Annotated in this window: 22 protein-coding genes; 14 read left to right on the forward strand and 8 right to left on the reverse strand. The window is 55.1% G+C overall.

The window, feature by feature from the left end; all coding sequences use genetic code 11:
- Positions 1–10 precede the first annotated feature (10 nt).
- From B4O97_RS15670 to B4O97_RS15700, 8 genes are all read left to right on the forward strand, one after another.
- On the forward strand, positions 11–1,279 hold the full coding sequence (locus tag B4O97_RS15670; protein ID WP_083052262.1) for a helix-turn-helix transcriptional regulator: 1,269 nt from the start codon (positions 11–13) through the stop codon (positions 1,277–1,279).
- A gap of 91 nt (positions 1,280–1,370) precedes the next feature.
- Positions 1,371–1,616, forward strand: coding sequence for a hypothetical protein (locus tag B4O97_RS19530; RefSeq protein WP_158084337.1), 246 nt, complete (start codon positions 1,371–1,373; stop codon positions 1,614–1,616).
- Positions 1,613–4,057: a FlgD immunoglobulin-like domain containing protein gene (locus B4O97_RS15675; protein ID WP_158084338.1), complete on the forward strand. Its 2,445-nt coding sequence runs from the start codon at positions 1,613–1,615 to the stop codon at positions 4,055–4,057. The genes B4O97_RS19530 and B4O97_RS15675 overlap by 4 nt, the downstream gene beginning before the upstream one ends.
- A gap of 227 nt (positions 4,058–4,284) precedes the next feature.
- Positions 4,285–5,505: a BaiN/RdsA family NAD(P)/FAD-dependent oxidoreductase gene (locus B4O97_RS15680; protein ID WP_083052265.1), complete on the forward strand. Its 1,221-nt coding sequence runs from the start codon at positions 4,285–4,287 to the stop codon at positions 5,503–5,505.
- 101 nt (positions 5,506–5,606) lie between these two features.
- Positions 5,607–7,325, forward strand: a complete 1,719-nt coding sequence (locus B4O97_RS15685) for a flavocytochrome c (protein ID WP_083052267.1) — start codon at positions 5,607–5,609, stop codon at positions 7,323–7,325.
- A gap of 95 nt (positions 7,326–7,420) precedes the next feature.
- The gene (locus B4O97_RS15690) at positions 7,421–8,953 is read left to right on the forward strand and encodes an ATP-binding protein (protein ID WP_158084339.1); all 1,533 of its coding nucleotides are present in this window, start codon (positions 7,421–7,423) and stop codon (positions 8,951–8,953) included.
- Complete coding sequence (locus tag B4O97_RS15695) at positions 8,953–9,633, forward strand: response regulator (protein WP_083052276.1); 681 nt, start codon at positions 8,953–8,955, stop codon at positions 9,631–9,633. The genes B4O97_RS15690 and B4O97_RS15695 overlap by 1 nt, the downstream gene beginning before the upstream one ends.
- Complete coding sequence (locus tag B4O97_RS15700) at positions 9,633–11,042, forward strand: flavocytochrome c (RefSeq protein ID WP_083052278.1); 1,410 nt, start codon at positions 9,633–9,635, stop codon at positions 11,040–11,042. The genes B4O97_RS15695 and B4O97_RS15700 overlap by 1 nt, the downstream gene beginning before the upstream one ends.
- 4 nt (positions 11,043–11,046) lie before the next feature.
- On the opposite strand, the gene B4O97_RS15705 is transcribed toward B4O97_RS15700, so the two are convergent.
- Together B4O97_RS15705 and B4O97_RS15710 are read right to left on the reverse strand one after the other, a co-directional pair.
- Complete coding sequence (locus B4O97_RS15705; RefSeq protein WP_233143081.1) at positions 11,047–12,543, reverse strand: sugar ABC transporter ATP-binding protein; 1,497 nt, start codon at positions 12,541–12,543, stop codon at positions 11,047–11,049.
- A 3-nt stretch (positions 12,544–12,546) separates the two neighbouring features.
- Entirely contained in the window at positions 12,547–13,326 is a 780-nt protein-coding gene (locus tag B4O97_RS15710) for a DeoR/GlpR family DNA-binding transcription regulator (protein ID WP_083052279.1), read from the reverse strand.
- A 269-nt stretch (positions 13,327–13,595) separates the two neighbouring features.
- On the opposite strand from B4O97_RS15710, the gene chvE reads away from it, so the two are divergent.
- The 3 genes from chvE to mmsB all read left to right on the forward strand — a co-directional run bounded on the left by chvE (position 13,596) and on the right by mmsB (position 17,475).
- A complete protein-coding gene (chvE, locus tag B4O97_RS15715) occupies positions 13,596–14,666 on the forward strand; it encodes a multiple monosaccharide ABC transporter substrate-binding protein (RefSeq protein WP_083052281.1) in 1,071 nt (356 codons plus the stop codon).
- A gap of 90 nt (positions 14,667–14,756) precedes the next feature.
- Positions 14,757–16,328, forward strand: coding sequence for a multiple monosaccharide ABC transporter ATP-binding protein (gene mmsA, locus B4O97_RS15720; protein WP_083052282.1), 1,572 nt, complete (start codon positions 14,757–14,759; stop codon positions 16,326–16,328).
- Entirely contained in the window at positions 16,303–17,475 is a 1,173-nt protein-coding gene (gene mmsB, locus B4O97_RS15725; RefSeq protein ID WP_083052283.1) for a multiple monosaccharide ABC transporter permease, read from the forward strand. The genes mmsA and mmsB overlap by 26 nt, the downstream gene beginning before the upstream one ends.
- A 67-nt stretch (positions 17,476–17,542) precedes the next feature.
- On the opposite strand, the gene B4O97_RS15730 is transcribed toward mmsB, so the two are convergent.
- The 3 genes from B4O97_RS15730 to B4O97_RS15740 all read right to left on the reverse strand — a co-directional run bounded on the left by B4O97_RS15730 (position 17,543) and on the right by B4O97_RS15740 (position 18,948).
- Positions 17,543–17,977 carry a DUF2784 domain-containing protein gene (locus B4O97_RS15730; protein ID WP_143305747.1) on the reverse strand — a complete coding sequence of 145 codons (435 nt, stop codon included), beginning with the start codon at positions 17,975–17,977 and terminating at the stop codon, positions 17,543–17,545.
- A gap of 78 nt (positions 17,978–18,055) precedes the next feature.
- Positions 18,056–18,424: a cupredoxin domain-containing protein gene (locus B4O97_RS15735; RefSeq protein WP_083052286.1), complete on the reverse strand. Its 369-nt coding sequence runs from the start codon at positions 18,422–18,424 to the stop codon at positions 18,056–18,058.
- A gap of 38 nt (positions 18,425–18,462) precedes the next feature.
- A complete protein-coding gene (locus tag B4O97_RS15740; RefSeq protein ID WP_143305749.1) occupies positions 18,463–18,948 on the reverse strand; it encodes a hypothetical protein in 486 nt (161 codons plus the stop codon).
- A gap of 96 nt (positions 18,949–19,044) precedes the next feature.
- Here B4O97_RS15740 and B4O97_RS15745 point away from each other — a divergent pair, with 96 nt between their 5' ends.
- Both B4O97_RS15745 and B4O97_RS15750 read left to right on the forward strand, forming a co-directional pair.
- On the forward strand, positions 19,045–19,575 hold the full coding sequence (locus tag B4O97_RS15745; RefSeq protein WP_143305751.1) for a hypothetical protein: 531 nt from the start codon (positions 19,045–19,047) through the stop codon (positions 19,573–19,575).
- Between the two features lie 135 nt (positions 19,576–19,710).
- The gene (locus tag B4O97_RS15750; protein ID WP_158084340.1) at positions 19,711–20,478 is read left to right on the forward strand and encodes a CvfB family protein; all 768 of its coding nucleotides are present in this window, start codon (positions 19,711–19,713) and stop codon (positions 20,476–20,478) included.
- Here B4O97_RS15750 and B4O97_RS15755 read toward each other — a convergent pair.
- Positions 20,438–21,313 carry a sensor histidine kinase gene (locus B4O97_RS15755; protein WP_083052292.1) on the reverse strand — a complete coding sequence of 292 codons (876 nt, stop codon included), beginning with the start codon at positions 21,311–21,313 and terminating at the stop codon, positions 20,438–20,440. The two genes, B4O97_RS15750 and B4O97_RS15755, sit on opposite strands and share 41 nt — an antisense overlap.
- On the reverse strand, positions 21,313–21,471 hold the full coding sequence (locus B4O97_RS19535; protein WP_158084341.1) for a hypothetical protein: 159 nt from the start codon (positions 21,469–21,471) through the stop codon (positions 21,313–21,315). Before B4O97_RS19535 ends, B4O97_RS15755 begins: the two co-directional genes overlap by 1 nt.
- A gap of 96 nt (positions 21,472–21,567) precedes the next feature.
- Between B4O97_RS19535 and B4O97_RS15760 the strand changes: the two genes are divergently transcribed.
- Positions 21,568–23,220: a glycoside hydrolase family 13 protein gene (locus B4O97_RS15760; RefSeq protein WP_083052294.1), complete on the forward strand. Its 1,653-nt coding sequence runs from the start codon at positions 21,568–21,570 to the stop codon at positions 23,218–23,220.
- Between the two features lie 18 nt (positions 23,221–23,238).
- On the opposite strand, the gene B4O97_RS15765 is transcribed toward B4O97_RS15760, so the two are convergent.
- Positions 23,239–23,565 (reverse strand): hypothetical protein, encoded by a 327-nt coding sequence (locus B4O97_RS15765; RefSeq protein ID WP_143305753.1) that lies wholly within the window; start codon positions 23,563–23,565, stop codon positions 23,239–23,241.
- Positions 23,566–23,582: the final 17 nt, after the last annotated feature.

The raw sequence follows: 23,582 nt of genomic DNA on the forward strand, positions 1-23,582 counted from the left end.
ATACTGGGGTATGAGCACCGGACAGATCCCTCATGCATTTCCCTCCCCCAGACACAGACCACCGGAAGCAGGCAGCCTGTATGAGGCACCTGAACGGCTTCTGTCGACGATATCCTCCAGGACAGGGCAGATTCCCGCGGTACTGAACATTGTCGCCCCCATTGGATACGGAAAAACAAATCTGGCCGCCGCGGTCTGCCGTTCCCTTTTTTCCAGGAGTATATGGCTCAGCCTGACAGAAGGATGTGCCGATGAGCTGACCTTTAATTCCGACCTGCTCCTGTCAATCAGGGAGGCCGGACTTCCTGTTACGGGACATCAGGACCTTAGCGACGTTTTTCAACAACAAAGCCCGGTCTGCCTGGTCCTGGACAATCTGCATCTGCTGCCCCGGGGGACCTCCGGATTTGTTCTGGAGTTTTTCGCGTCCCTGCCGGAGAACAGCCTGATGGTTCTCTGTGCCGACGAGGACCACAGTCTTCCGCTTTCCCGCCTCAGGATCGACGATCGTGTTCTGGAAATTCGTATTGAAGATTTAACAGCCACAAAGGATGAACTCGCGGCGTTCTTTGTCCGCCTCGGATCTTCTCCGTCGGAGGAGGACCTGGAGCTTATTCTGCAGAAGACCGGGGGATGGTGGGCCTGTATCCGTCTTTGTGCGATCAGCTGGCGCCAGCTCGATGCGGCAGGCAGAAAGGCGTTTCTGAACCAGTTCAGGGCCACGGACCGCTTTATCCGGGAGTTCCTGACCGAAAACATCGATACCCATCTTGCTCCGGAACACCTGGATTTTTTACGGACCATTTCAGTCTGCACCCATATCAGAACCGAACTTGCATCCCGGCTTTGCGGGATCCCGGAGGATCGTATCCGGACTCTTGTACAGGAACTTGCGTCCCGCTTCATTCTGCTTCCCATCGGTCACGGCTGGTACCGACTTCCGGTCATTCTCAAGCAGCACTACTGTGCGGAACTCGACAGAAGCAGCCGGGAGAATCTGCACCGCAGGGCATCCGGGTGGTTCCAGTTACAGCATATGCCGAAACTGGCCTCCCATCATCTTCAGAAAGCCGGAATACAGTCTCCCCTGGCTCCCAGGGAAACGGAGATCCTCCTCCAGGCAGCTCAGGGTCTGAGCAATGCGGAGATCGGTGAACGCCTCTTTATCAGCCAGGGTACGGTAAAGTGGCACATGAACAGGATCCTGGAAAAACTCGACTGCAGCAACCGGACCGCTGCAGTTGAAACCGCAAGAAGAAACGGTTTTATCTCCGGCTGAAACAAACATAAATCCTAACCGTACTCCTGCCTTTGGATAGGTGCCCTCCTCATCCCCGGAGAAGTACACTCCCATACAGGGAGACGCGGGAATGAACGCCAGTCGTAAACGGTCCTATCAGATTCTCGCAGAGGGAACAATAACCCGGATAGAAGATGAACGGCTTTCGTCATGGATATTCCAGTCCCTGGAGGATGGAAAAACCCTCATGACCGGGCCGCAAATCGACAGTTCCGGCCTCTACGGAATTCTGTCGGCCCTGCGGGACAGCGGAATCGTGCTCCTGGGAATCAGAGAAGTCAAACCACCCCACAGAACAGGAGGAGACAGAAAATGAAGCATTCAATTTTCATCGCTGCATGTATTGCAGCCGTATCACTGATGGCAGGCTGCGCCAGCTTTACAGGGACCATCCCCATAGAAAGCGATGCACCAGAGGCGTTCTATATCTCACCCAAAAACGCCGACGGAATCAAGGACAGCCTGGCAATAGCGCTGGATTTCCCGGAAATAAAGGGACTGACAATCTCTTTCTATGAGTATTCGATTCAGCGTGACGACGGATCTTCGTTCTACAGTTATTCCGAGCGGGCGGAACGCCCTCCGTGGTATAAACGGATTATCGGCGCAAAGGCGGCGGTAAAACTGCCCCGGGAAATCGTCTGGGACGGCCGGGGAGACACGGGCGTTTTTGCCCCGGACGGGAAATACTACATGCTTGTACGTGCGGAAGATGCAAAGGGCAACCGGGGAGAAGCCGGGCCTTTTACGGTCATCGTGGACGATACCCCCCCGGCGGTACATGTAATGCTTCCCTATACCGTGTTTTCTCCCAACGGTGATAATAACCGTGATACCCTGGATATCTATTTTCGCGACGCTTCTCTGGAAGAAACCTGGGAAGCCCGGATTCGAAAAAGCGACAATACCCCGGTTCTGGACTACAGCTGGCAGAAGTTCCCCATGGACACCCGCTGGGACGGCAGGACTGAAACCGGAGAACTTATGGCAGATGGCGAATACATCTTCTCGCTAAGCTCCACAGACCTGGCGGGCAACAGCTTCAGCTGGGACAGCGGCCCCCTCTTGAAGGAATCCGCCCTCCCCCCGATCTCCGCCAGGCTTTCGGATACAATACTGTCCCCCAACGGAGACGGAATAAAGGATTCAGTAATTCTGTATCTTGACGCCGAAACGCCGGACAGGATTGTCAAGGCCGGGATATCTGTGATCGGGAAAAACGGTGCAAGTCTGGCCAGTCTTCCGGCGCCTTCGAGTTACCCGACAAGCATAACAATAAACGGTATAATGGATAACGGGCGCCCGATTCCTGACGGTATATATTATATCCGGTTCAACGTGGAATACCGCAACGGGGCTGTTCCCTCCACCGTGACACCTCCTCTTCTCATTGATACAGCTCCCCCGTCAGCAGTAGTCAGCGTCGATTACCGGCTCTTTTCTCCCGACGGCGACGGTCGCAGGGATGAGCTGAGCTTTTACCAGAGCAGCGAAGAAGCCTCTGCCTGGAGCGGATCCATAACCGACCAGAGCGGCCGCACGGTTTTTCGCCGCGATTTCGGTCCCCGGGCCCCCGGTTTCGTCTGGAACGGCCGGGACTCCCAGGGCAGGGCTGTTCCTGACGGCGTTTATACATACAGCCTTCAGGGTTCCGACGAGGCCGGCAACAGAGCCCTCCGGCGGATTGACGGTATTCGTGTCGATACCCGGCCCACCCCGGTGGCGCTGCGCTCCATGGATACCAGCTTCAGTCCCAACGGGGACGGGATCACCGAAACAGCCCGTTTTACCCCGGTTATAGAGATTACCGAAGGAATCAGCTCATGGCTCTTCGAGATCACCGACAGCAGGGAAACTGCAGTCTTCGCCCTTTCCGGAAGGAGCTATAACGATCTTCCCCGCACCCTTCTGTGGACCGGAGAAGGGGCTCCCGAAGGACTCTACGGCGGACGCCTTACCGCGGAATATGAAAAGGGAAATGTCGCTGTCAGCGTCAGTCCTGAACAGGTTGCCCTGGATATCAGCGGACCTGGAATCAATGTTCAGGTATCGTCACTTCCCTTCGGACCCGATGGAGACGGGGTAAACGACAGGCTGATGATCAAAATCGCTGTGGATGATCCCTCGGGAATCATCCTTCGGGAAGCCGAGATTCTCGATCCCGCGGGGAACGCCTTCCTTCGTCTGCCTGCCGCTGCTTTTACATCCGCAGGCTGGTCCTGGGATGGAAAATCCGCCTCGGGGGAGCTGGTACAGTCCGCTTCCGACTACACCCTCGTTGTCCGGTCCAGGGATACCGTGGGAAACGAAAGCCGCTACAATCTGGCAATCCCGGTGGATATTCTGGTAATCCGTGACGGAGACCGTCTGAAAATCAGTATCTCCAGCATTTACTTCAAACCGAACACTCCCGACTACATCAATGTGGAGCCGGAGACCGCCAAACGGAACCTTGCAACCCTGGACAGACTGGCTGAGATTCTCAAAAAGTATGCCGACTACCGGATCAGACTCGAAGGTCATGGCGTACGAATCTACTGGGACCAGCCGCAGCGCTGGCTGACTGAGGAAACCGAGGTACTGGTGCCCCTCTCCAGGGCCCGGGCAGAGGCCATCCGATCCGCCCTCAGCTCCCGGGGAGTCAAACCCGAACGCATGAGTATAGAAGGTTTCGGAGGTTATCGGCCGGTGGTTCCCCACGGAGATCTGGATAACCGCTGGAAGAACAGGCGGGTGGAATTTATCCTGGTTAAATAAGGGCGTCTCTAAAAACGTGGTATTTTTGCCATAGTCAAGGAGGAAAGATTTTGTAGCGCCCGCACCCAGCCACGAAATCCTCGATTTAGTGGCTGGGGAGGACCGCGGGAAATCTTGACGACGCAGGATAAGGGAAAAAGAGTAGTTTTTAGAGGCGCCCGGAAAAATATGCCGGGGGAGCTTCCGTCCCGTAGACAGAGCCTCCCCCCGGCCCTACAATACCCGCCATGGCAGACATCGCTGTAATCGGCGGCGGACCGGCGGGACTGTTTGCCGCCCTCAGGGCGGTACAGCGGGGGAACCGGGTGCGCATCCTGGAAAAGATGAAAAGCCCCGGCCGCAAGCTGCTCCTGAGCGGTTCCGGCCAGTGCAATATTACCCACGCGGGAGAGGTAAGGGACTTCCTTTCCCGCTACGGCGAGGCCGGCCGTTTTCTGCGCCCCGCCCTATTTCATCTGAGCCCCCGGGACCTCCTGAATTTCTTTGAACAGAGGGGTATCGGTTTCGAGACGGAAGAAGAGGGCAAGATCTTTCCCGCAAGCCGCCGCGCCCGGGACATTCTCGATGTGCTGATCCGGGAGCTCGAGGCATCCGGAGTTGAGCTTGTAAGCGGCATGGCTGTATCGTCCATACAAGCAGACAGGGACGGATTCACTCTCATGAGCAGAGGAGAAGTGATCGGTCCCGTGGACAGGGTCATACTGGCAGCCGGGGGGGCCTCGTATCCCTCCACCGGTTCCGACGGTTCGGGCTTTGCCCTGGCACAGCAGCTGGGACACGATATCGTGAGCCCCCGACCGGCCCTTACGGACGCGGTAATCCGGGACTTCGATATGGAGGAGCTGGCAGGCATATCCTTAAGGAACTGCAGGGTACTCCAGTACAGAAACGAACAGCTCCAGGCCCGCCTTACAGGGGATTTCCTTATCACCCATACGGGTTTTTCCGGCCCCGTCATCATGGATGCCTCCCGGAACATCTATCCCGGGGATGTCCTGGTTCCCGATTTCGGCGGCCACGGGGAAGATACGGAAGAGATAGTCCGGCGTTTTGCAGAGGAAAACGGGAAAAAACAGATAAAATCCTTATCCCGGATTCTCAGCTGTCCCGAAGCACTCCTTGAGAAGCTGCTTATCCGGGCCGGTATAGCCGGGGAACAGCGCCTGGGGGAACTCTCCAGAAAGATGCGGCGCCTGCTGGCCCGGATAATCGCCGAGACCCCCTACCTGGTTGACCGCACCGGGGGTTTCCAAAGAGCCAGAGTCACCGCAGGCGGCGTGAACCGCCGGGAAATCAGTCCCGGCAGTATGGAGAGCAGAATCGTACCCGGACTCTTCTTTGCCGGGGAGCTCATCGACATTGACGGTGATACCGGGGGCTTCAACCTGCAGGCGGCCTTCTCCACCGGGGCCCTGGCGGGGGACAGCTGCGACCAAAAAGACCAATAAAAACAATACGGTGTAAAACCTTGTTCCTTGGCAGCTTCTGCCGTACCCTCCTAATCGTTAATAATTTATCTATAGGAATATAGATCATGAAGGAGTCAAGGATGAGAAAGATCCGTATTGCATCGACCGTTTGTACTGTAGTTCTGATTGCCCTTCTCGCCTCCTGCGGGAGCGCTGTCTATACGGCAGGCACCTACACCGGAGAGGGAGAAGGTCACGGCGGAACGATTCGTCTTGAAGTTTCGGTGGACGACAAATCCATTACCGATATCACAATCACTGAGAACCCGGAATCGGATTTCAGTCTTCCCGCCATCAACAAGCTTATCGATACCGCCATCGAGAAGAACAGCGGTGAAATTGACAGCATCAGCGGCGCAACGGAGACCTCCGCCGGCGTAATCACCGCCATTCAGGCAGCCCTTGCCAAGGCCCGCACCGGCGAAGCGGCACCCCAGGGGGCAGAAAAAGAGCGCACAGGCGCCCGGGACATCAGCGTGGACGTGGCTGTTGTCGGTTCCGGCGGAGCGGGGCTCTCCGCGGCCATCGAGGCAAAGAATGCCGGCGCTACCGTGATAATCATTGAAAAGATGGCCGTTGCCGGGGGTAACACCAATTACGCCACCGGAGGACTCAACGCCGCTGAAACCAGCTTTCAGAAGGAGCAGGGAATCGAGGATTCGGCGGAGCTCTTCTTTGAAGACACCATGAAGGGCGGAAAGAACATCAACAATCCCGACCTGGTAAAAGTCCTGACCTCCCGCTCGGCAGACACAGTCGCATGGCTCACCGACCTGGGAGCGGATCTGAGCGACGTTGGACGCCTGGGAGGCGCCTCGGTTAACCGCGCCCACCGGCCCAAGGGCGGTAAAGCCGTTGGAGCCCACATTGCGGGTACCCTGCAGAAGGTTGCCGAAGCCGCAGGCGTCGAAATACTGCTGGATAACAGGGCAGTCGCCCTGGTAAGTCAGAACGGCAGCGTTACCGGAGTAAAGGTCGAATCCCCCGAGGGAAGCTATACCATAAACGCGAAGGCGGTAATTCTGGCAACCGGCGGTTTCGGCGCCAGCCCCGAAAAGATCGTCCGGTACAAACCCGAACTGGAAGGCTTTGGCACCACCAACCATCCCGGCGCCACCGGTGATGCCCTGGATCTGGTAAAGGACCTGAATGTCGCCCTGGTGGATATCGAACAGATCCAGACCCATCCCACGGTTGTCCCGGTCAAGAACACCATGATCACCGAGGCGGTCCGGGGTAACGGAGCCATCCTGGTCAACCGTGACGGAGTGCGCTTTGTCTCCGAGCTTGAAACCCGGGATGTCGTATCCGACGCCGAGCTGGCCCAGAAGGGAGGAACAGCCTTCCTGCTCTTCGACCAGGGCGTACGGGAGTCCCTGGCGGCCATCGAGAAATACGCCAGGAGCGGACTTCTTACCGAAGGAGCAAGCCTTGAGGAACTGGCGGCAAGCATGGACATTGATGCCACAGTTCTGGCGGAGACAGTTGAAACCTACAACTCCTATGTAGCCTCCGGTACGGATGCCGATTTCGGCAGAGCCAGCATGGCCCGGCAGCTGACCCAGGCGCCCTATTACATGGTAGAGGTGGGGCCCGCGGTCCACCACACCATGGGCGGAATCAAGATCGATACCGAAGCCCGGGTCATCAATAAGGACGGAAAGGCCGTTCCCGGACTCTACGCCGCCGGTGAGGTTACAGGAGGAGTCCACGGCGCCAACCGTCTCGGCGGCAACGCCATGGCGGACATTACAATCTTCGGACGCATCGCAGGCAAAAGCGCTGCTGAAGGTAAATAATACCTGCCGGAAAACAGGATAAACACGGGCCGGGGCCCCGGGGCCCCGGTCATCTATTTTCTATTATGGCAGTTTTAAGTACACTGGCGGGGAACATGAAACTCAGCCGGAAGATCTCCCTCTTTATCATCCTCATACTGATTTGTACGGTTTTTATAACCTCCTTCTTTTTTCTCAGCCAGTGGCTCGATTCCCTCCGCTTTCAGATGAGCAGCCAGGCCATGGACCTGGCGGAAACCCTGAGCAGGGCGGCGCAGATCCGGGAGAACATCAGCAGCCCCAATGGGGATATAATCATTCAGCGGGAGATGGAACGGATCCGGCTGCATACCCGCATTCAGTCCATCCAGATTGCAAACGTCGAGGGGCTCATCTACGCCCATTCCCTGGAGTCGGAAATCGGCAAAAGAACAGGGAATCCTCTGCTTCGGATGGTTCTGGAATCAGGCGAGGCGGCCCGGCGTGAGGAACGAAGCCTTACCTCCCCCTCCTTCCAGGCGGCAGCCCCGATCTACCACCGGGGTATTCTGTCGGGGGCCGTACTGGTTGAGCTTTCCTATGGACGGATCTACCAGGAAAACCGACGGAACATCATGATAATCGCTGCGGTGGCCCTGATTACCCTGGGCTGCGGAATTGTCCTGGCCCGGCTGCTGTCGACAAACATCAAGAAGAGCATCTTCGGTCTTGAACCGGTGGAGATCGCCCGCCTCCTTACCCAGCAGGATCTTATCCTCTCCACCTTTGACCTGGGAGTCGTCTTTTCCGACCAGGACGGCTCGACGAGCATGATCAATCCCGCTGCGCGGAAACTCCTGGGGCTCTCGCCGGAGGATAAGGACATCCGCATCGGGCCCTTTGAAGAAGGACCCCGGGAGTACCAGAGCAGGAACGGACGGGTTCTCCTCTGCCGCAGCTATCCGGTAATCGATCACCACAAGGAGGAGGCGGGACGGGTTACCGTTTTTGAAGACCTGACGGAGGCCCGACGTCGGGCCGAGGAGCTTACCGGAATGCGGCAGCTGACCAGCGCCCTCAGGGCCCAGAATCATGAATTTCTGAACAAGCTCCACAGCATTTCTGGCCTGATTCAGCTGAAGGAGTACGACGAGGCCCTGCGTTTTATCTCCGATGCCGCCGGGCACCGGGGAGAGCTTACAGCGGTGTTGACCCACAGGATACGGGAACCCGCCATAGCGGGGCTTCTGCTGTCAAAGTACAACCGCGCTGCAGAGGCCCGCATCTCCGTTACCATCGACGAAGAATCCTGCCTCTCCTCATCCTCCCCCTTTATTACTCCCCAGGATCTCTCCACCATCCTTGGGAATCTGCTGGAAAATGCCTACGAAGAGCTCAGGGGAAAAGAGGGAGGAGAGATCTTCGTCGGCATCTACGAGGGGGAACATTCCCTGCAGTGCTGCGTGGAAGATAATGGACGGGGAATCCCCGACCATATCCGGGAAAGCCTCTTCCGGCGGGGAGTCTCCACCAAGGGGGATTCCCGCGGAATAGGACTCGCCCTGGTAAAGGAGATAATCGACCGCCTGGGCGGAACAATTCAGATAGACGGAGTCCACGGTACCTCGGTGGATCTGGACATTCCCGGCTCGAAGGAGAGGCAGGCATAATGAAGATTCTCATCCTGGAAGATGACCCCATGGTCAGCTCGATAACCAGCCGCTTTCTGAAACAGATATCCCCAGATTTCCATGTCCTATGCGCCGGAACCATCGATGAGGCCCACAGGCTCTGCCGGGAAAACGACTTCGAACTTATGCTGGTGGACGTCTATTTCCCCGATAAGACGGGGGTGGATTTTCTCCAGGAGGAACGGGCCAGGGGAAACGCGGCTGCAGCGATCATGATAACCGCAGACAAAACTCCCCGTACGGTGGAACAGACCCTGGCACTGGGGGCGGTGGACTACCTGATCAAGCCCTTTGAGTTTGACCGCTTCAGCGAAGCCGTCCTCCGGGCCCGGGAGCGTATATCAAAAATACAGGACTCCGGAAGCTCGGATCTTGACCAGAGCCAGCTGGACAGTCTTATCCGTTCCGGCGGCCGCGTACAGGCAGAGCCCCTTCCTGAAAAAGGAATGGGGGCCCAGACCTACAGCATGGTAAAGGAGATCATTGAAAAACACGAAGACGACTTCAGCGCCCGGGACATTGCCGAAGAGGCGGGCCTTGCCCGGGTGACAGTGCGCCGTTACCTTGAAAGCATGCTCGCCGACGGCCTGCTTGAAATGTCGCCGGTTTACGGTCACGTTGGAAGACCCATGCACCGATACCGAAGGAGCCGGAAATAATGAACAAAAGAAAGCTTCTCACTAGCCTGGTGGCAGGTCTCCTTCTGGCGGGGATCTTCTTTCTTCTGGGCAGGCCGGAAAAGTATGACGTCCTGGTGGTCGGGGCCGGTGCCGCCGGCCTTTTTGCCGCCCTCGAGGCCGAGGCTGAAGGGGCTTCGGTCCTGGTTATCGAAAAGATGCCCACCATCGGGGGAAACACCATCCGGGCAACCGGCGGAATGAACGCCGCGGAATCTGAGGTACAGGAAAAGCTCGGAATTTCAGACAGCCTTGAATCCCACCTGGAAGATACCCTTCAGGCGGGACACAGGACCAACAATCCGGTTCTGGCGGAGATACTCGTGGAGCAGGCGAAGGAGGCGGTCAGCCGGCTCCGGGCCCTGGGGGCGGATCTGGAAGATGTGGGCTACCTCGCCGGCCACAGCGCGCCCAGGACCCACCGGCCCACCGGAGGAGCCCCCGTGGGAACTGAAATTGTACGGGTGCTGGAAGAAGCCCTGAAGGAACGGGGGATACCGATCCGGCTGGAGACACGCATTACAGGCCTTATCCGCAAAGGAGACGGCGTAAAAGGGGCCCTGGTGCGGGACAAGACCGGCAGGGAATACCGGATACTCAGTTCCGCCCTGGTTCTGGCCACAGGCGGCTACGGCGGCAGTCCCCGCACCTTCGTTCGCTACAATCCCGCCCTGGCGGGATTCAATACGACCAACCATCCCGGGGCTACCGGGGACTACATTCCCCTGGCAGAAGATATAGGCGCCCGAATGGTGGACATGGACCAGATCCAGGCCCATCCCACGGTGGAACCGGACCACGGAATCCTGATAACCGAGGCCCTGCGGGGAAACGGAGGAATCCTCGTGGACCTTATGGGCCGCCGCTTTACCGACGAACTGGCCTTCCGGGACATCTTGAGTGCCAGGATCCTGGAGCGGCGTAACGGAACAGCCTATCTTGTTTTTGACGACAGGGTCCGCAGGTCCCTGTCGGCGGCGGAGAATTATATCCAACGCAACCTGGTAAAAAGCGCAGATACCCCTGAAGAACTCGCCGGTAAGCTGGGGATCGACCCTCCCCTCTTTTCCGGGGAGCTGGAAAACTACAACAGGATACACCACTCCGGTCTGGATGACCCCTACGGCAGGAGCGGGCTCAGTATTCCCCTTGATACACCACCCTACTACGGCATCAAGGTATCGCCGGGAGTACACTACTGTATGGGAGGTCTTGCAATCGACGATCACACCCGGGTGCTGCGGGACTCCGACGGAAAAGCGATCCCCGGTTTGTATGCCGCCGGAGAGGCGACGGGGGGAATCCACGGAAACAACCGCCTGGGGGGAAACTCCCTGGCAGACGCGGTGATCTTCGGCCGCATCGCCGGTCGCGAGGCGGCGAGAAAATAAAAGCCTACTCTTCCGAGGTGGCGTAATCGAGGATGATCTCCTTGGTCGCCTCTTCCCGGGGCAGGTCACAGGCGATCCGCCCGCCTGCGAGCACCAGAACCCGGTCGCACATTCCGAGGATCTCTTCGATCTCCGAGGAGATCAGAATCACCGAGGCCCCCTTGCCGATAAGATCGTTTATTGAGTTGTATATATCCACTTTGGCCGCGGCATCCACACCCCGGGTCGGTTCGTCCATTATGTAAATCCCCGCCCTGCACATGAAGGAACGGGACAGAAGAACCTTCTGCTGGTTACCCCCGGAATAGAAACGCAGGATGTCCTTGAACTGCCCCGGGAGGATACCCAGACGCCGGATATATTCCCCCGTCAGCTGGCGCATGTACAGCTCGTTCAGAGCCAGGCTGTTCAGAAAGCGCGACAGGGTGGCGATGGTCAGGTTGGTTATCAGGTTCAGGGGCGGGAATATGCCGTTCTCCGACCGGTTTTCCGGAACCAGGATTACTCCGCTCTGCATGGCATCAAGGGGATGATTGAACCGGACCTGCCTTCCGTGGAGAATTATCTCACCCCCGTCATAGGGAGCCAGGCCGAATAGGCAGTTGCTCAAGAGAGTCCTCCCGGAGCCCATGAGACCGGTAATTCCCAAAATCTCCTGTCTGCGCAGGGAAAAGGAGACGGAATGGAGTATCGGTTCGCTGGAGAGTTCCCTCACCTCCATAATCGTCCCCCCGGGACGCAGGGAGAGACGGGGATAGCGCTCCCGGTGGGGGTCCTCTATCATCATGCCCACCAGGGTAGTCTTGTCGATCTCGTGGACCCGGTTTGTCGAAACAACCCGGCCCTTGTGAATCACCGTTACCCGGTCACCCACCCGTCTGATCTCGTCCATTCTGTGGGAGATGTAGAAAATTCCCTCCACCCTCTCCTTGAGCTCCTCGAGGATCTTGAAAAAGAGGTTGCGCTCGATCTCTCCCATGGCGGCAGTGGGTTCATCAAAGATCACCACCTCCGCTCCGGAGACATAGGCCTTTACCGCAGAAAGAAGCTGCCGTTCCGCGTAGCCCAGGCGGCTTACCCGCAGGGCGGGGTTGAAATCGATGCCGAAGTACCTCAGAAGCTCCGCGCATTCAAGCTCGGTACGGGACCGGCTGAAGTAGCGGCACAGGCGGCCTTCCCTGGCATAGCGGTCAAAGAAGACATTCTCCGCAACACTCAGGTTTCCGAAGAGCTGATTGTCCTGGTGCTGATAGAAGATTCCCCCCTTGCGGGCGGCGTGGAAGGAATCGAACTCTATCTCCTCACCCTTCAGACGGATGGAACCTGAATCCCTGGAATAGAGGCCGCTGACAATCTTCATGAGGGCTGATTTACCGGATCCGTTCTCACCGATTATTACGTGGACTTCCCCCGGTAACAGATCGAGATCGATGGAGTCCAGAAGAAACTCATTGTCGAAGTTCTTACTGATATTTTCCAGTACCAGCAGCGGAGAACTCACCGTCTATACCCTACCCTCAAAAACATTGATGGAAGTATGCAGCTGGATGTTTCGCACAAAAATCTGATGCTTATACTCATCGGAAATGGATGGATTCGTTATAACCTTGTCCGCAAGCTTCAGGCTCCCCAGGCGAAAAAAGGCATTCCGGTTGAAATTATCCCCCAGGCAGAGGAGAATCTTCTCTTCCGCCGACTCCATGGCCGCCTCTATAAGCTCCGCCTTTTCATGGCTTGCTACGCTTACCTCCAGGTTCTCATCGATGCCTTCGACCTCGGCAAACAGCCGGTTCACATGAAAGCGGCGCAGGTTGGCCACCGAGAGGGAGCCGTAAAGGGACCTGCCGTCATCCGCCACGTCTCCTCCCAGGAGGACCACCCGGTTGGCGGGCTGCCGGGCGATTTCCGTGGCCACGGGGATATAGTTTGTGAGGACTGTAATCCCGTTCTTTTCGACTATGCGCCGGGCGATACAGTCGCAGATATCGCCCCCTGTGAGCATTATGACGTCCCCGTCTTCTATCATGTTGAGGGCAACCGAAGCGATTTCCCGGGAGTCCTGGGATACATCAGGATTTTTCTCGACCTGAACAGATTCCTCGATCTCCCGCAGAACAGCGCCGCCGTGGGTACGGGTCAGGATACCGTCCCGCTCCAGTTTTTCCAGGTCCCGTCGGATGGTCACCTCCGAAACATTGAGCATGGAGCTCAGGGCGTGGACCTCCACCTGTCGGTTTTCCCTGAGAAAGTTCTTTATAATCCGGTTTCGTTCAACTGCAAACATGACAAACTGGTCATTACTATACGGGATTGCAGCTCTCTTGACAATCAAAAACTCCGTGTTCCCCGGGAAATGAAAATAAACGATAAGAAACAAAACTTTTTGTTGACGGCTGAGGTAACCAATGATAGGATTTATTCATATTCGTAAGCAAACGAACATCGTTTGCGAGCGTTTTTTTATTACACGCGTGCGTGAACGTACACACGAGATCATACTGTCGGTCCTGTGATCGATGGATTATGATACTATCTTTCTTAAAAGGAGTTTTTATGAAGCGAATTGTACAAGCACTGGCAATTCTCGTCATCATCGGCCTTGCAGCTTCAATGCTGGTGGCTGAAGGTCAGAAGGAAGGGGATCAGAAGGTTGTAGGTATCGCCATGCCTACCCAGTCCTCCCAGCGTTGGATCCAGGACGGCGGCAACATGAAGGACATCCTCGAGGAACGGGGCTACAAAGTCGACCTGCAGTACGCCGAAGACAACATCGACGCTCAGGTAAACCAGCTTGAGAACATGATCGTCAAGGGCGCGGATGTACTGGTAATAGCCTCCATCGATGGCGAATCCCTTACCAACGTACTGGAAAAAGCAGCGGCCCAGGATATTCCCGTTATCGCCTACGACCGCCTTATCCGCAACTCCCCCCATGTAAGCTACTACGCCACCTTCGACAACTTTCTGGTGGGCGTGCTTCAGGGAGACTACATTGTCGAAAGTCTGGGACTCAAAGAGGGCAAGGGCCCCTACAACATCGAGATCTTCGCAGGATCCCCCGACGACAACAATGCATACTTCTTCTTCAACGGCGCCATGTCCAAGCTCCAGCCCTACATCGACAAGGGCCAGCTGGTAATCCGCAGCGGACAGACTGAATTCGACCAGGTTGCAACTCTGCGCTGGGACGGTGCCACTGCTCAGCAGCGCATGGACAACATCCTTACCGCCCACTACTCCGGCGCCAATGTGGATGCAGTCCTCAGCCCCTACGACGGAATATCCATCGGTATTCTCTCTTCCCTGAAGAGCGTCGGTTACGGCAGCTCCAAACCGATGCCCGTTGTAACCGGACAGGATGCGGAGCTTCCTTCCGTAAAATCCATCCTGGCGGGGGAACAGGCCCAGACAGTCTTCAAGGACACCCGGGTTCTGGCACAGCGCGCTGCCGACATGGTCGATGCCGTACTGCAGGGTAAAAAGGCAGAAGTCAACGACACCAAAACCTACGATAACGGTGTAAAGGTCGTTCCTTCTTACCTGGAACAGCCGGTCTCTGTAGACAAGAGCAACTGGGAAGAAGCCCTTATTGCTACCGGATACTATACCAAGGACATGTTCTAAAAAGAATCCGATAAAACGACCGGCGGCACTGGTGCCGCCGGTTTCACTGTATATTCTTCCGGTATATTCCGGAATCACGAAGGCAAGAGTATGGCAGATATTCATCTGGAAATGCGCCGGATAACCAAGAGGTTTCCCGGTATAACCGCCCTGGACCAGGTAACAATGCAGGTCAACAACAGAGAGATACACGCCCTGGTGGGAGAAAACGGAGCCGGCAAATCCACCCTCATGAAGGTCCTGAGCGGGGTGTATCCCTACGGCAGCTATGAGGGAGAGATTTTCCTGAACGGGGAGGAGTGCCGTTTCAGGGATATCAGGGAAAGCGAACGCCTGGGCATTGTAATAATTCATCAGGAGCTGGCCCTTATTCCCTACCTCTCCATTGCGGAAAATATCTTTCTCGGAAACGAACAGGCAAAAAACAATATAATAGACTGGTTCAAAACATCCTCCCGGGCCCGGGAACTCCTTGCAACCGTCGGGCTGGATGAGAACCCGGCGACCCTTGTGGGAAATATCGGCGTGGGAAAACAGCAGCTGGTGGAGATTGCCAAGGCCCTGGCCAAGAATGTAAAGCTGCTGATTCTGGACGAGCCCACCGCCGCCCTGAATGATAAAGAGAGCAACCAGCTCCTGGATCTTCTCATTCAGCTTAAAAGCGAAGGTATCACCTCCATTCTGATCTCCCATAAACTCAAGGAGGTCGAAAAGGTCGCCGACGCAATCACGGTAATCCGGGACGGCAGGGTCATCGATAATCTCATAAAAGGTAACGACGAGATCGACGAAGACCGTATAATCAAAAGCATGGTTGGCCGGGAACTGACGAACCGCTTTCCCGAACGGGAAACGCAAGTCGGTCAAACCGTCTTTGAAGTCCGGAACTGGAGTTTCTATCATCCCCAGCACGAAAACCGGCTGGTCATAAACAAGGCGAACTTCAATGTCAGAAAGGGAGAGGTTGTAGGTTTCGCGGGACTCATGGGAGCCGGACGTACCGAACTGGTGATGAGCCTCTTCGGAAAATCCTATGGAAAGCGACACAGCGGGCAGATCCTTTTAAACGGGAGTGAGATTGTCATGAACAGCGTCAGCGACGCCATTGACAACGGCATCGCCTACGTTACCGAAGACCGGAAGGGTTACGGGCTCATTCTTATCGACGATATACGCCATAATCTGTCCCTCCCATCCCTGAAGAATCTGAGCAACAGCGGCATGGTCAACTCCTCGGAAGAGGTCCTTTCGGCGGAAAAATACCGGAAAAAGATCAGCATAAAATGCTCAGGGATTGATCAGAACGTCGACAACCTCTCGGGGGGAAACCAGCAGAAGGTTGTCCTGGGTAAATGGATAATGCTGGAGCCGGAAGTGCTCATACTGGATGAACCTACCCGGGGAATCGACGTGGGCGCCAAATACGAGATATACCAGATAATCAACCAGCTGGCTGCGGAAGGAAAATCGATCATCATGATCTCCTCGGAAATGCCCGAGCTCCTGGGTATGTGCGACCGTATATATGTTGTCGCCGGCGGAGAAATTGCGGGAGAACTTGACAGGCAGAAAGCCAGCCAGGAAAGTATCATGAAGATAATCATGAGCCATCAAAACCAGAGCAAGGAAATCAGCCATGGACAGCCTCAAACAGTACTTTAAATCAAATATTCGCCAGTACGGTATGGTGCTGGCCCTTGTCGTTATCATGTTCTTCTTTCAGATTGTTACCGGCGGGATTCTTCTGAAACCGGCCAACGTTACCAATCTTATACTGCAGAACAGCTATGTACTCATTCTCGCCGTGGGGATGCTGCTGTGTATCCTCACCGGAAACATCGACCTCTCGGTCGGGTCCGTCGTTGCCTTCGTTGGTGCCGTCTCTGCCGTAATGATGGTCGACTGGAACATGCCCGTGCTCCCTGCAATTCTGATAGCCCTTTTAATAGGAATCGCCGTCGGGGCTTTTCACGGGGTCTTCATTGCCTACCTGCGGATACCCCCTTTTATCGTAACCCTGGCGGGCATGCTTATTTTCCGGGGCCTGACCATGGTTATCCTGAAGGGACAGACAAAGGCACCCTTTGAGAAATCCTTCCAGGCCATTGCCGCGGGCTATATCTCGGGAGAGGGCTTAAGCATCGGCGGATTCAATATGATTGCCGTTCTAACGGGAATTGTACTGTCCGCCCTGTTCATACTGGGAATCGCCGTTAATCGCCGCAACCAGAAAAAGTACGGCTTTGAGGTTCTTCCCACCGGCTTCGAGACGATCCGCGCCCTTATCGTGGTGGCCGCCATCAACTGGCTGACCCTCAGTCTGGCCCTCTACAACGGGATTCCCGTCGTAATGGTTGTACTTTTCGGCCTTGTACTTATCTATACCTTTATTACCCAGAAAACCATCTTCGGCCGGCACATCTACGCCCTGGGAGGAAACGAGAAGGCCGCAAAACTGTCGGGAGTCAAGACAAAGAGGGTCATGTTTCTGGTTTATACGAACATGGGACTGCTCTCCGCTGTTGCCGGAATGGTAGTCGCCGGCCGTCTGAACGCCGCAACCCCCAAAGCGGGAACCATGTTTGAGCTCGATGCCATTGCAGCCTGCTTTATCGGCGGTGCTTCAGCATCGGGAGGTATCGGGACTGTAGTGGGAGCTATAGTCGGAGGCCTTGTTATGGGTGTTCTGAATAACGGTATGTCCATTATGGGAGTGAGCGTCGACTGGCAGCAGGCAATCAAGGGAATGGTTCTTCTGGGTGCCGTATGTTTTGATGTGTACACGAAATCAAAGTCTCAGGCGGACTGATTCTCGTTCACATACCACCTCCTTTTCTGGTGCTGTCCGGGATAAGCCACGGACAGCACCTCTTTTTTTACCCTTTTCTCTTTTTCCCGGGAGGAACGAAAATAAGGGTCACCAGAACAAGTCCTCCGAATCCCACATAGAGCAGGGTAAAAAACCAGGGGGGAAAATCGTAGAAAAGTACCGTCCGTATCAGCCTGCCCACAAAGGAGATCTCCTCTTCCGCCGACTGCCCCGCCGCCTGCCGCAGGCGATACTCCCACAGGGTGAGGGGGCACCAGATACCCATTACCGCTTCAAAAGCAACCAGAAGAACCGAAAGAAGGTGGATGATCCTGAACACCCGGTTGCGCACCCAGTTCCAGCCCAGGAGCCATCCGACGAGTATGGATGCCTCTCCGCCGACTGTGAAAACCAGGTAGCAAAGGTGTATGAAGACGATAAAATCCGCAAAGAGGGACAGCAGATCGGCGTTAAAGATTGCCGGCATACTGTAATGATACACCCGGAAAGACCTCCGGACAAAAAAAACCGTGGGGGGATCTACCTTCCCCCCACGGTTCACACACAAGAGATGAAGAGGCTACTCAACTACAATAAACTTTCCCCACATGCCCCTGGCACGGTGGTTACCAACGCTGCAGTAGAACTCGAACTCACCGCTCCGGTCAGCAACGAACTCAATAGTTTCGCTTCTGCCTCCAGGAATCTGTTTGGTCGCGGCATCGAACTCATCGAGAACCCAGTCGTGGAAACCTCCCCCGTTGGTATAGGTCAGCCGGATGGTATCACCCTTTTTGACCCTGATCTCTTTCGGCATATAGTCAAAGCCTTCGTTGGTGACGCTGATCTCCTTTACACCGGGGCCCTGACCGGAGAGATCAACAACTTCCTGGGCCGCGAGGGGTAAGAACGCTGCACTCAACAGCGCGATAAATAAAATCTTTTTCATGTCTATAACCTCACTATTCTGATCATTATTGTCAAGTATTATTTGTTCGGCACCAGGATAAGCATGCCTCCGCTGCCTGCAGCGGCGGCTATCAGGTACTGATAATAGAGCAACCCGGGAATGAAAAGCGGCAGCAGCCCCGCTGCAATCTGCACAACACCGCCGATAATAAAAAGCCGAGGAGTCCACCAGCGGGCATTCACCAGAAAAGCGACTCCCATCAGCAGCAGCCAGAATACCCCCAGGTAGGATATCAGCCACATGATTCGGGGTACCATGAATACAAGAAAAGAGACGACCATACCGAAACCCACCGCGACTATCCAGAGGACCATGATCTTCCGCAGTTTTACCGACTTCATGGGCATATAGAGGACCATGGGGATAAATCCGATTATCGTAAGAACCAGCCACACCCAGTTTACCCGCGGATCAGGCCAGTAATGTGTAGCAAGCCAGCCGACAAGCTCCACAATAGCCCAGGTTACGAAAACGATACGTGGTTTATTCCAGACACCTTTCATGGGAATAATATAACTAATTTTGTAATATAAAGAAACTTTCCCTTTTTTTTGTAAATAAACCAAAGCTGTCATATAATGATACCGGGGGTAGTTATCATGAAAACTATTGTTTTTCTAATGATCTGCTGCACCCTGTTTATTTCATCATGTGAAACCCTTAGCGACATTGAACAGGGTGCATCGAAAATCTCAGGGACCATGTCAAAAGGTGAAGCTGCAGGAGGAAGCGCAACAAGCCTTGGCTCTGTTGACTTCCGCAAGGATGAGGTTTTGTGTTCCGTCAGCGGCAACGAAGCGCGGGAAAAAGCCCGCTATCTTCCGGCGCTGATCCTTACCGCGCCCACGGCGGCAACCGGCAATCAGGCGGAGGTAATGTATCCCGACGGTAAAAAGGACTGGACATACATTGTTTTGCCCTCCCGCAAGGCAAATGAGGCTGACCTGAAGATTGGTGAATCCGTACTGTATATGTATTACCAGAGCGACGACGAAGACATGACCCAGGAGAAGTACCGCAACAGCAGCTGGAGCTTTGGTACGGTAACCTCCACGGACGAACTCTTTAAAGGGGTGGTGGAGATCGACGGCCGCCCCATGCTGGTTCAATGGATCAGGATTGCCCAGTAGCCTCAAGGGATTGCAGTCTCCCGGGGAATGCACTATATTCAGCCCATGATCCCCTTAGGTGTCCCAGTCAACGCTGTTATTAAGTCCATAGGTTCCGGCCGCTGTATGCTGCTGGTCGAAGGGCGGGAGGTCCCGATGAATATCTGGGAACTCCCCCCTAAAAGCAAACCCGGCGGAGAACTGGAAGTTACCGTTTACAACGATGCAAAAGAGAGCCTCAAGGCAACTGTACTCAAACCCTTCGCCGGTCTGGATGAGTTCGCAGCTCTGAAGGTCAAGACTGTCAACGACTGGGGTGCCTTTCTTGAGTGGGGGCTGCCCAAGGACCTGTTCCTTCCCAAAAGGGAACAGACCCGCCCGGTACACCCTGGGGAGAAAATCGTTGTGCGGGTCATTCTGGACCACGAAAAAAAGGGCCTCATTGCAACGAGCAAGCTTGACTCCTGTTTCAACTACCGCCCGGCAGAAATTAATCCGGGAGACCAGGTTGACCTGCTCATTTTTGAGGAGATCAAGATCGGCTTCGGGGTCGTTGTCTCCGGACGGTATCGGGGAATGATCTATAAAAACGAAATATTCCAGGATATTGAAACAGGTCAGCACCTGAAGGGAACAGTAAAGAAGATCAGAGAAGACGGAAGAATCGACTGCAGCCTGAACCCGGTGGGCTTCAATGCCGCCATGGAAGCTGCCAAGGAGACCATCCTCACTGCCCTGGAAGAACAGCGGGGGTTTCTTCCCCTTCACGACAAGAGCTCCCCGGAAGATATAGCCTCCGCCCTGAACATGAGCAAGAAGAACTTCAAGAAGGCATCGGGGATTCTCTTCAGGGAAGGAAAAATCAGTATCGAGGATCAGGGTATCAGGCGGAAAAAGCTATTCCCAAGGGAAAGACGAGGGTAAAGCGGGTCCCCTGCGGACCGGTCTGGATGCTGATTTCGCCCTTCAGCTGTTGGGCGAGGATTTCTATGAGCTGCAGGCCGAAGGATTGACGCTCCTTTTGCGGATCGAAACCCACACCGTCATCCCGGATTTCCAGCAGCTTTTTATCGCCCTCCCTCAGAAAGCTTACCCAGATATTTCCCGTTCCGCTGTCCGGAAAGGCATACTTGAAACAATTGGTCAGTATTTCATTAATGATTATGCCGCAGGGAATAACTTCGTCATGTTCCAGAGGGATGGGGTCAATCTCGGAATGTATGGTAATGCCGCTGAAGAAACTGACGCCGTGAATATTGCTTATCAGCTCATTCAGGTAATCCTCGATTGAGAATTTCCCGGGATCCCCGGCTTTATACATCTGTTCGTGAATCAGGGCCATGGAGTAAATCCGCTCGTTCAGCTCTTCCATCAATTCAGAGGGGTCGGTATGGTCCTTCTGCAGATTAAGCTGGATCATGCTTTGAATCATCTGCATGTTGTTCTTTACCCGATGGTGAACCTCCCGGACAAGAAGTTCCTTCTCTGCCAGTCGTGCCCTGGCTTCCCGTTCCCGTTCTCCCAGACTCACGACAAGCCGCTCCTTGTAGACGGCATAGGCCCGAACCAGGGCGTAGACAAGAACGGTGGTAAGCACCACATAAAGCCAACCCTTCAGGGTTTGAAACCTCATGTAGAGTCTGATATCCGGGAACAGTATGCTCAGAAGAGAATCCGAAAGAAGAATCCAGAGAAAACCGAACAGGAAGTAGATACCCGCGATCAGAACCGGGGCTCTGAAGAATCGTTTACCCGACACTATTTTACCTCATTAAAAGACCCGCTCCCGAGATGATATGATCGGCTGCTCTTTCCGGAGGTCCCGATACCGTCGATGGCTATAACGAAGGGCCGCCTGGTCCTGGGGCCGACAGGAGAAGGCAGCAGGTTTCGCGGTATGCCGGCAAAGTCATCCATGGAACCTGTATACTCCGGTAAAAAGCGTCTTGTAAAGCCTTATGAATTGTATATACTACAGCCAGGGAATGCAAATTCTCCCTTCCAGGAGCAGATATGGAACGCAGGTGGTGGAAAGAGGCTGTTGTCTACCAGATATATCCCAGAAGCTTTAAAGATACCAATGGCGACGGGATCGGAGATCTTCAGGGAATAATCGAAAAGCTGGATTACCTTTCCTATCTGGGAGTGGATACCATCTGGCTGAATCCGGTTTACCGGTCTCCCAATGACGACAACGGATACGACATCAGCGACTACCGGAACATAATGGATGAGTTCGGCAGCATGGAGGATTTCGACGAGCTGCTTTCGGCGGTCCATCAGCGGGGCATGCGGCTCATAATGGACCTGGTGGTGAACCATACCTCCGACGAACATTCCTGGTTCATCCGGAGCCGGGAGTCCCTGGATAATCCCTACCGGGATTACTATTTCTGGCGACCCGGGAATGCCGGGGCCCCGCCTAATAACTGGCGCTCCTTTTTTGAAGGTCCCGCGTGGGAGTATGATGAGAAGACCGCCCAGTGGTATCTGCACCTCTTTACCCGCAAACAGCCTGATCTTAACTGGGACAACCCGAAAGTCCGCGACGAGGTGCGGGGAATAATCCGATTCTGGCTTGAAAAGGGAGTGGACGGCTTTCGCATGGACGTCATTAACCTGATCTCGAAACATCCGGGACTTCTCGACGGAAAGGACAGCTCAAATCTTTCGGGACATGAATACTTTGCCAACGGCCCGAAAATCCATGAATACCTCCGTTTTGTACAGGAGAGCCTGGGAGACCGGGACGTAATGACCGTGGGCGAAACCGTCATCGCCGATCTGGACACTGTGGCAGAATATGTTGACAGAGAAACGGGCAGCCTGGATATGGCCATCAATTTCGAGCATGTTACCCTGGATCGGGGCGTGGATTCCTTTGACCCCCTGCCCCTGGACCTGAAGGCTCTGAAGGACTGCTTCTCCCGCTGGCAGAAGAAACTCGACGGCCGGGGCTGGAACTGCCTTTACATGAGCAACCACGATCAGCCCCGGCAGGTCTCCCGCTTCGGTGACGACAGGGATTATCACCGGGAATCCGCCACCATGCTGGCTACGCTGCTTCATACGATGCAGGGGACACCGTTTATCATGCAGGGAGAAGAGATCGGCATGACAAACGTCGACTTCCCCTCCATCGAGGACTACCGGGATGTGGCAACCCTCAACTACTACCGCGAACGACTGGCCGCAGGGGACAACCCGGAATCCATCCTGAAAAGAATCCGTCAGTGCAGCCGGGACAACGCCAGGACGCCGATGCAGTGGAACAACCAGGACAATGCCGGTTTCAGCGAGGCCGGGCCCTGGATCAGCATAAACCCGAATTTTCACTCCATCAATGTTAAACGGGAGGTCGAAGACCCCGACTCGATACTGAATTATTATCGCAGGCTGATCTCCCTGAGACGGGAATACCCGGTTTTTGTTTACGGCAGTTTTTCGGAAATTCAGCCGGAGCACCCCCTGGTATTTGCCTACAAGAGAGAGTTCGAAGGATCAAGGCTGCTTGTCGTCCTGAACCTGAGCGGCAAAGAGTGCAGTTTTGAACTCCCCGAGGAAAGATCAGGAAGGCTGCTTATAGGCAATTACGACGGCAGACAGCATATTACCGGAACCCTCGCACTGCGCCCCTACGAGGCTATGGTCCTTATATCCGAATAAGCGCCCCGGAGGTCGGGACTATTCCCAGGTGGCAATATCCAGGGGATTGAAATCCTCCAGAGCTTTGGACTCTTTCCGGGAAAATACCCTGCAGGAGGGGGGCGACAAAGAGATCAGGTGATAATACCTGCGGCTGTCTTCACCGTAGATCCAGTAGTCACCGGGTCCGGGATTCAGCTGCAGCGGCCGGAAGGTAAAAACCGATGACTCTTCGGGAATAAAATAGGACTCTTCCGTAAGCAGGAACCAGAGGTTCGTTCCAAGGGGGGCAAAGAGAATCAGGCCCAGGAAAAGAAAGACCAGAATCCCCAGGGTCCTGAGGGCTGTACGCAGAAGTCTCTTCATTATCATGGCAGGCATCT

The sequence above is a fragment of the Marispirochaeta aestuarii genome, assembly GCF_002087085.1.
Lineage (GTDB): Bacteria > Spirochaetota > Spirochaetia > JC444 > Marispirochaetaceae > Marispirochaeta > Marispirochaeta aestuarii.

Bases quoted from the DNA above. Each gene is read 5' to 3' on its own strand.
- B4O97_RS15750 (WP_158084340.1), top strand. From the start codon at position 19,711: ATGAATATCTGGGAACTCCCCCCTAAAAGCAAACCCGGCGGAGAACTG.
- B4O97_RS19530 (WP_158084337.1), top strand. From the start codon at position 1,371: ATGAACGCCAGTCGTAAACGGTCCTATCAGATTCTCGCAGAGGGAACA.
- B4O97_RS15675 (WP_158084338.1), top strand. From the start codon at position 1,613: ATGAAGCATTCAATTTTCATCGCTGCATGTATTGCAGCCGTATCACTG.
- B4O97_RS15740 (WP_143305749.1), bottom strand. From the start codon at position 18,948: ATGAAAGGTGTCTGGAATAAACCACGTATCGTTTTCGTAACCTGGGCT.
- B4O97_RS15700 (WP_083052278.1), top strand. From the start codon at position 9,633: ATGAACAAAAGAAAGCTTCTCACTAGCCTGGTGGCAGGTCTCCTTCTG.
- B4O97_RS15685 (WP_083052267.1), top strand. From the start codon at position 5,607: ATGAGAAAGATCCGTATTGCATCGACCGTTTGTACTGTAGTTCTGATT.
- B4O97_RS19535 (WP_158084341.1), bottom strand. From the start codon at position 21,471: ATGGATGACTTTGCCGGCATACCGCGAAACCTGCTGCCTTCTCCTGTC.
- mmsB (WP_083052283.1), top strand. From the start codon at position 16,303: ATGGACAGCCTCAAACAGTACTTTAAATCAAATATTCGCCAGTACGGT.
- B4O97_RS15690 (WP_158084339.1), top strand. From the start codon at position 7,421: ATGAAACTCAGCCGGAAGATCTCCCTCTTTATCATCCTCATACTGATT.
- B4O97_RS15765 (WP_143305753.1), bottom strand. From the start codon at position 23,565: ATGAAGAGACTTCTGCGTACAGCCCTCAGGACCCTGGGGATTCTGGTC.
- chvE (WP_083052281.1), top strand. From the start codon at position 13,596: ATGAAGCGAATTGTACAAGCACTGGCAATTCTCGTCATCATCGGCCTT.
- B4O97_RS15710 (WP_083052279.1), bottom strand. From the start codon at position 13,326: ATGTTTGCAGTTGAACGAAACCGGATTATAAAGAACTTTCTCAGGGAA.
- B4O97_RS15680 (WP_083052265.1), top strand. From the start codon at position 4,285: ATGGCAGACATCGCTGTAATCGGCGGCGGACCGGCGGGACTGTTTGCC.
- B4O97_RS15670 (WP_083052262.1), top strand. From the start codon at position 11: ATGAGCACCGGACAGATCCCTCATGCATTTCCCTCCCCCAGACACAGA.
- B4O97_RS15745 (WP_143305751.1), top strand. From the start codon at position 19,045: ATGAAAACTATTGTTTTTCTAATGATCTGCTGCACCCTGTTTATTTCA.
- B4O97_RS15760 (WP_083052294.1), top strand. From the start codon at position 21,568: ATGGAACGCAGGTGGTGGAAAGAGGCTGTTGTCTACCAGATATATCCC.
- B4O97_RS15695 (WP_083052276.1), top strand. From the start codon at position 8,953: ATGAAGATTCTCATCCTGGAAGATGACCCCATGGTCAGCTCGATAACC.
- B4O97_RS15735 (WP_083052286.1), bottom strand. From the start codon at position 18,424: ATGAAAAAGATTTTATTTATCGCGCTGTTGAGTGCAGCGTTCTTACCC.
- mmsA (WP_083052282.1), top strand. From the start codon at position 14,757: ATGGCAGATATTCATCTGGAAATGCGCCGGATAACCAAGAGGTTTCCC.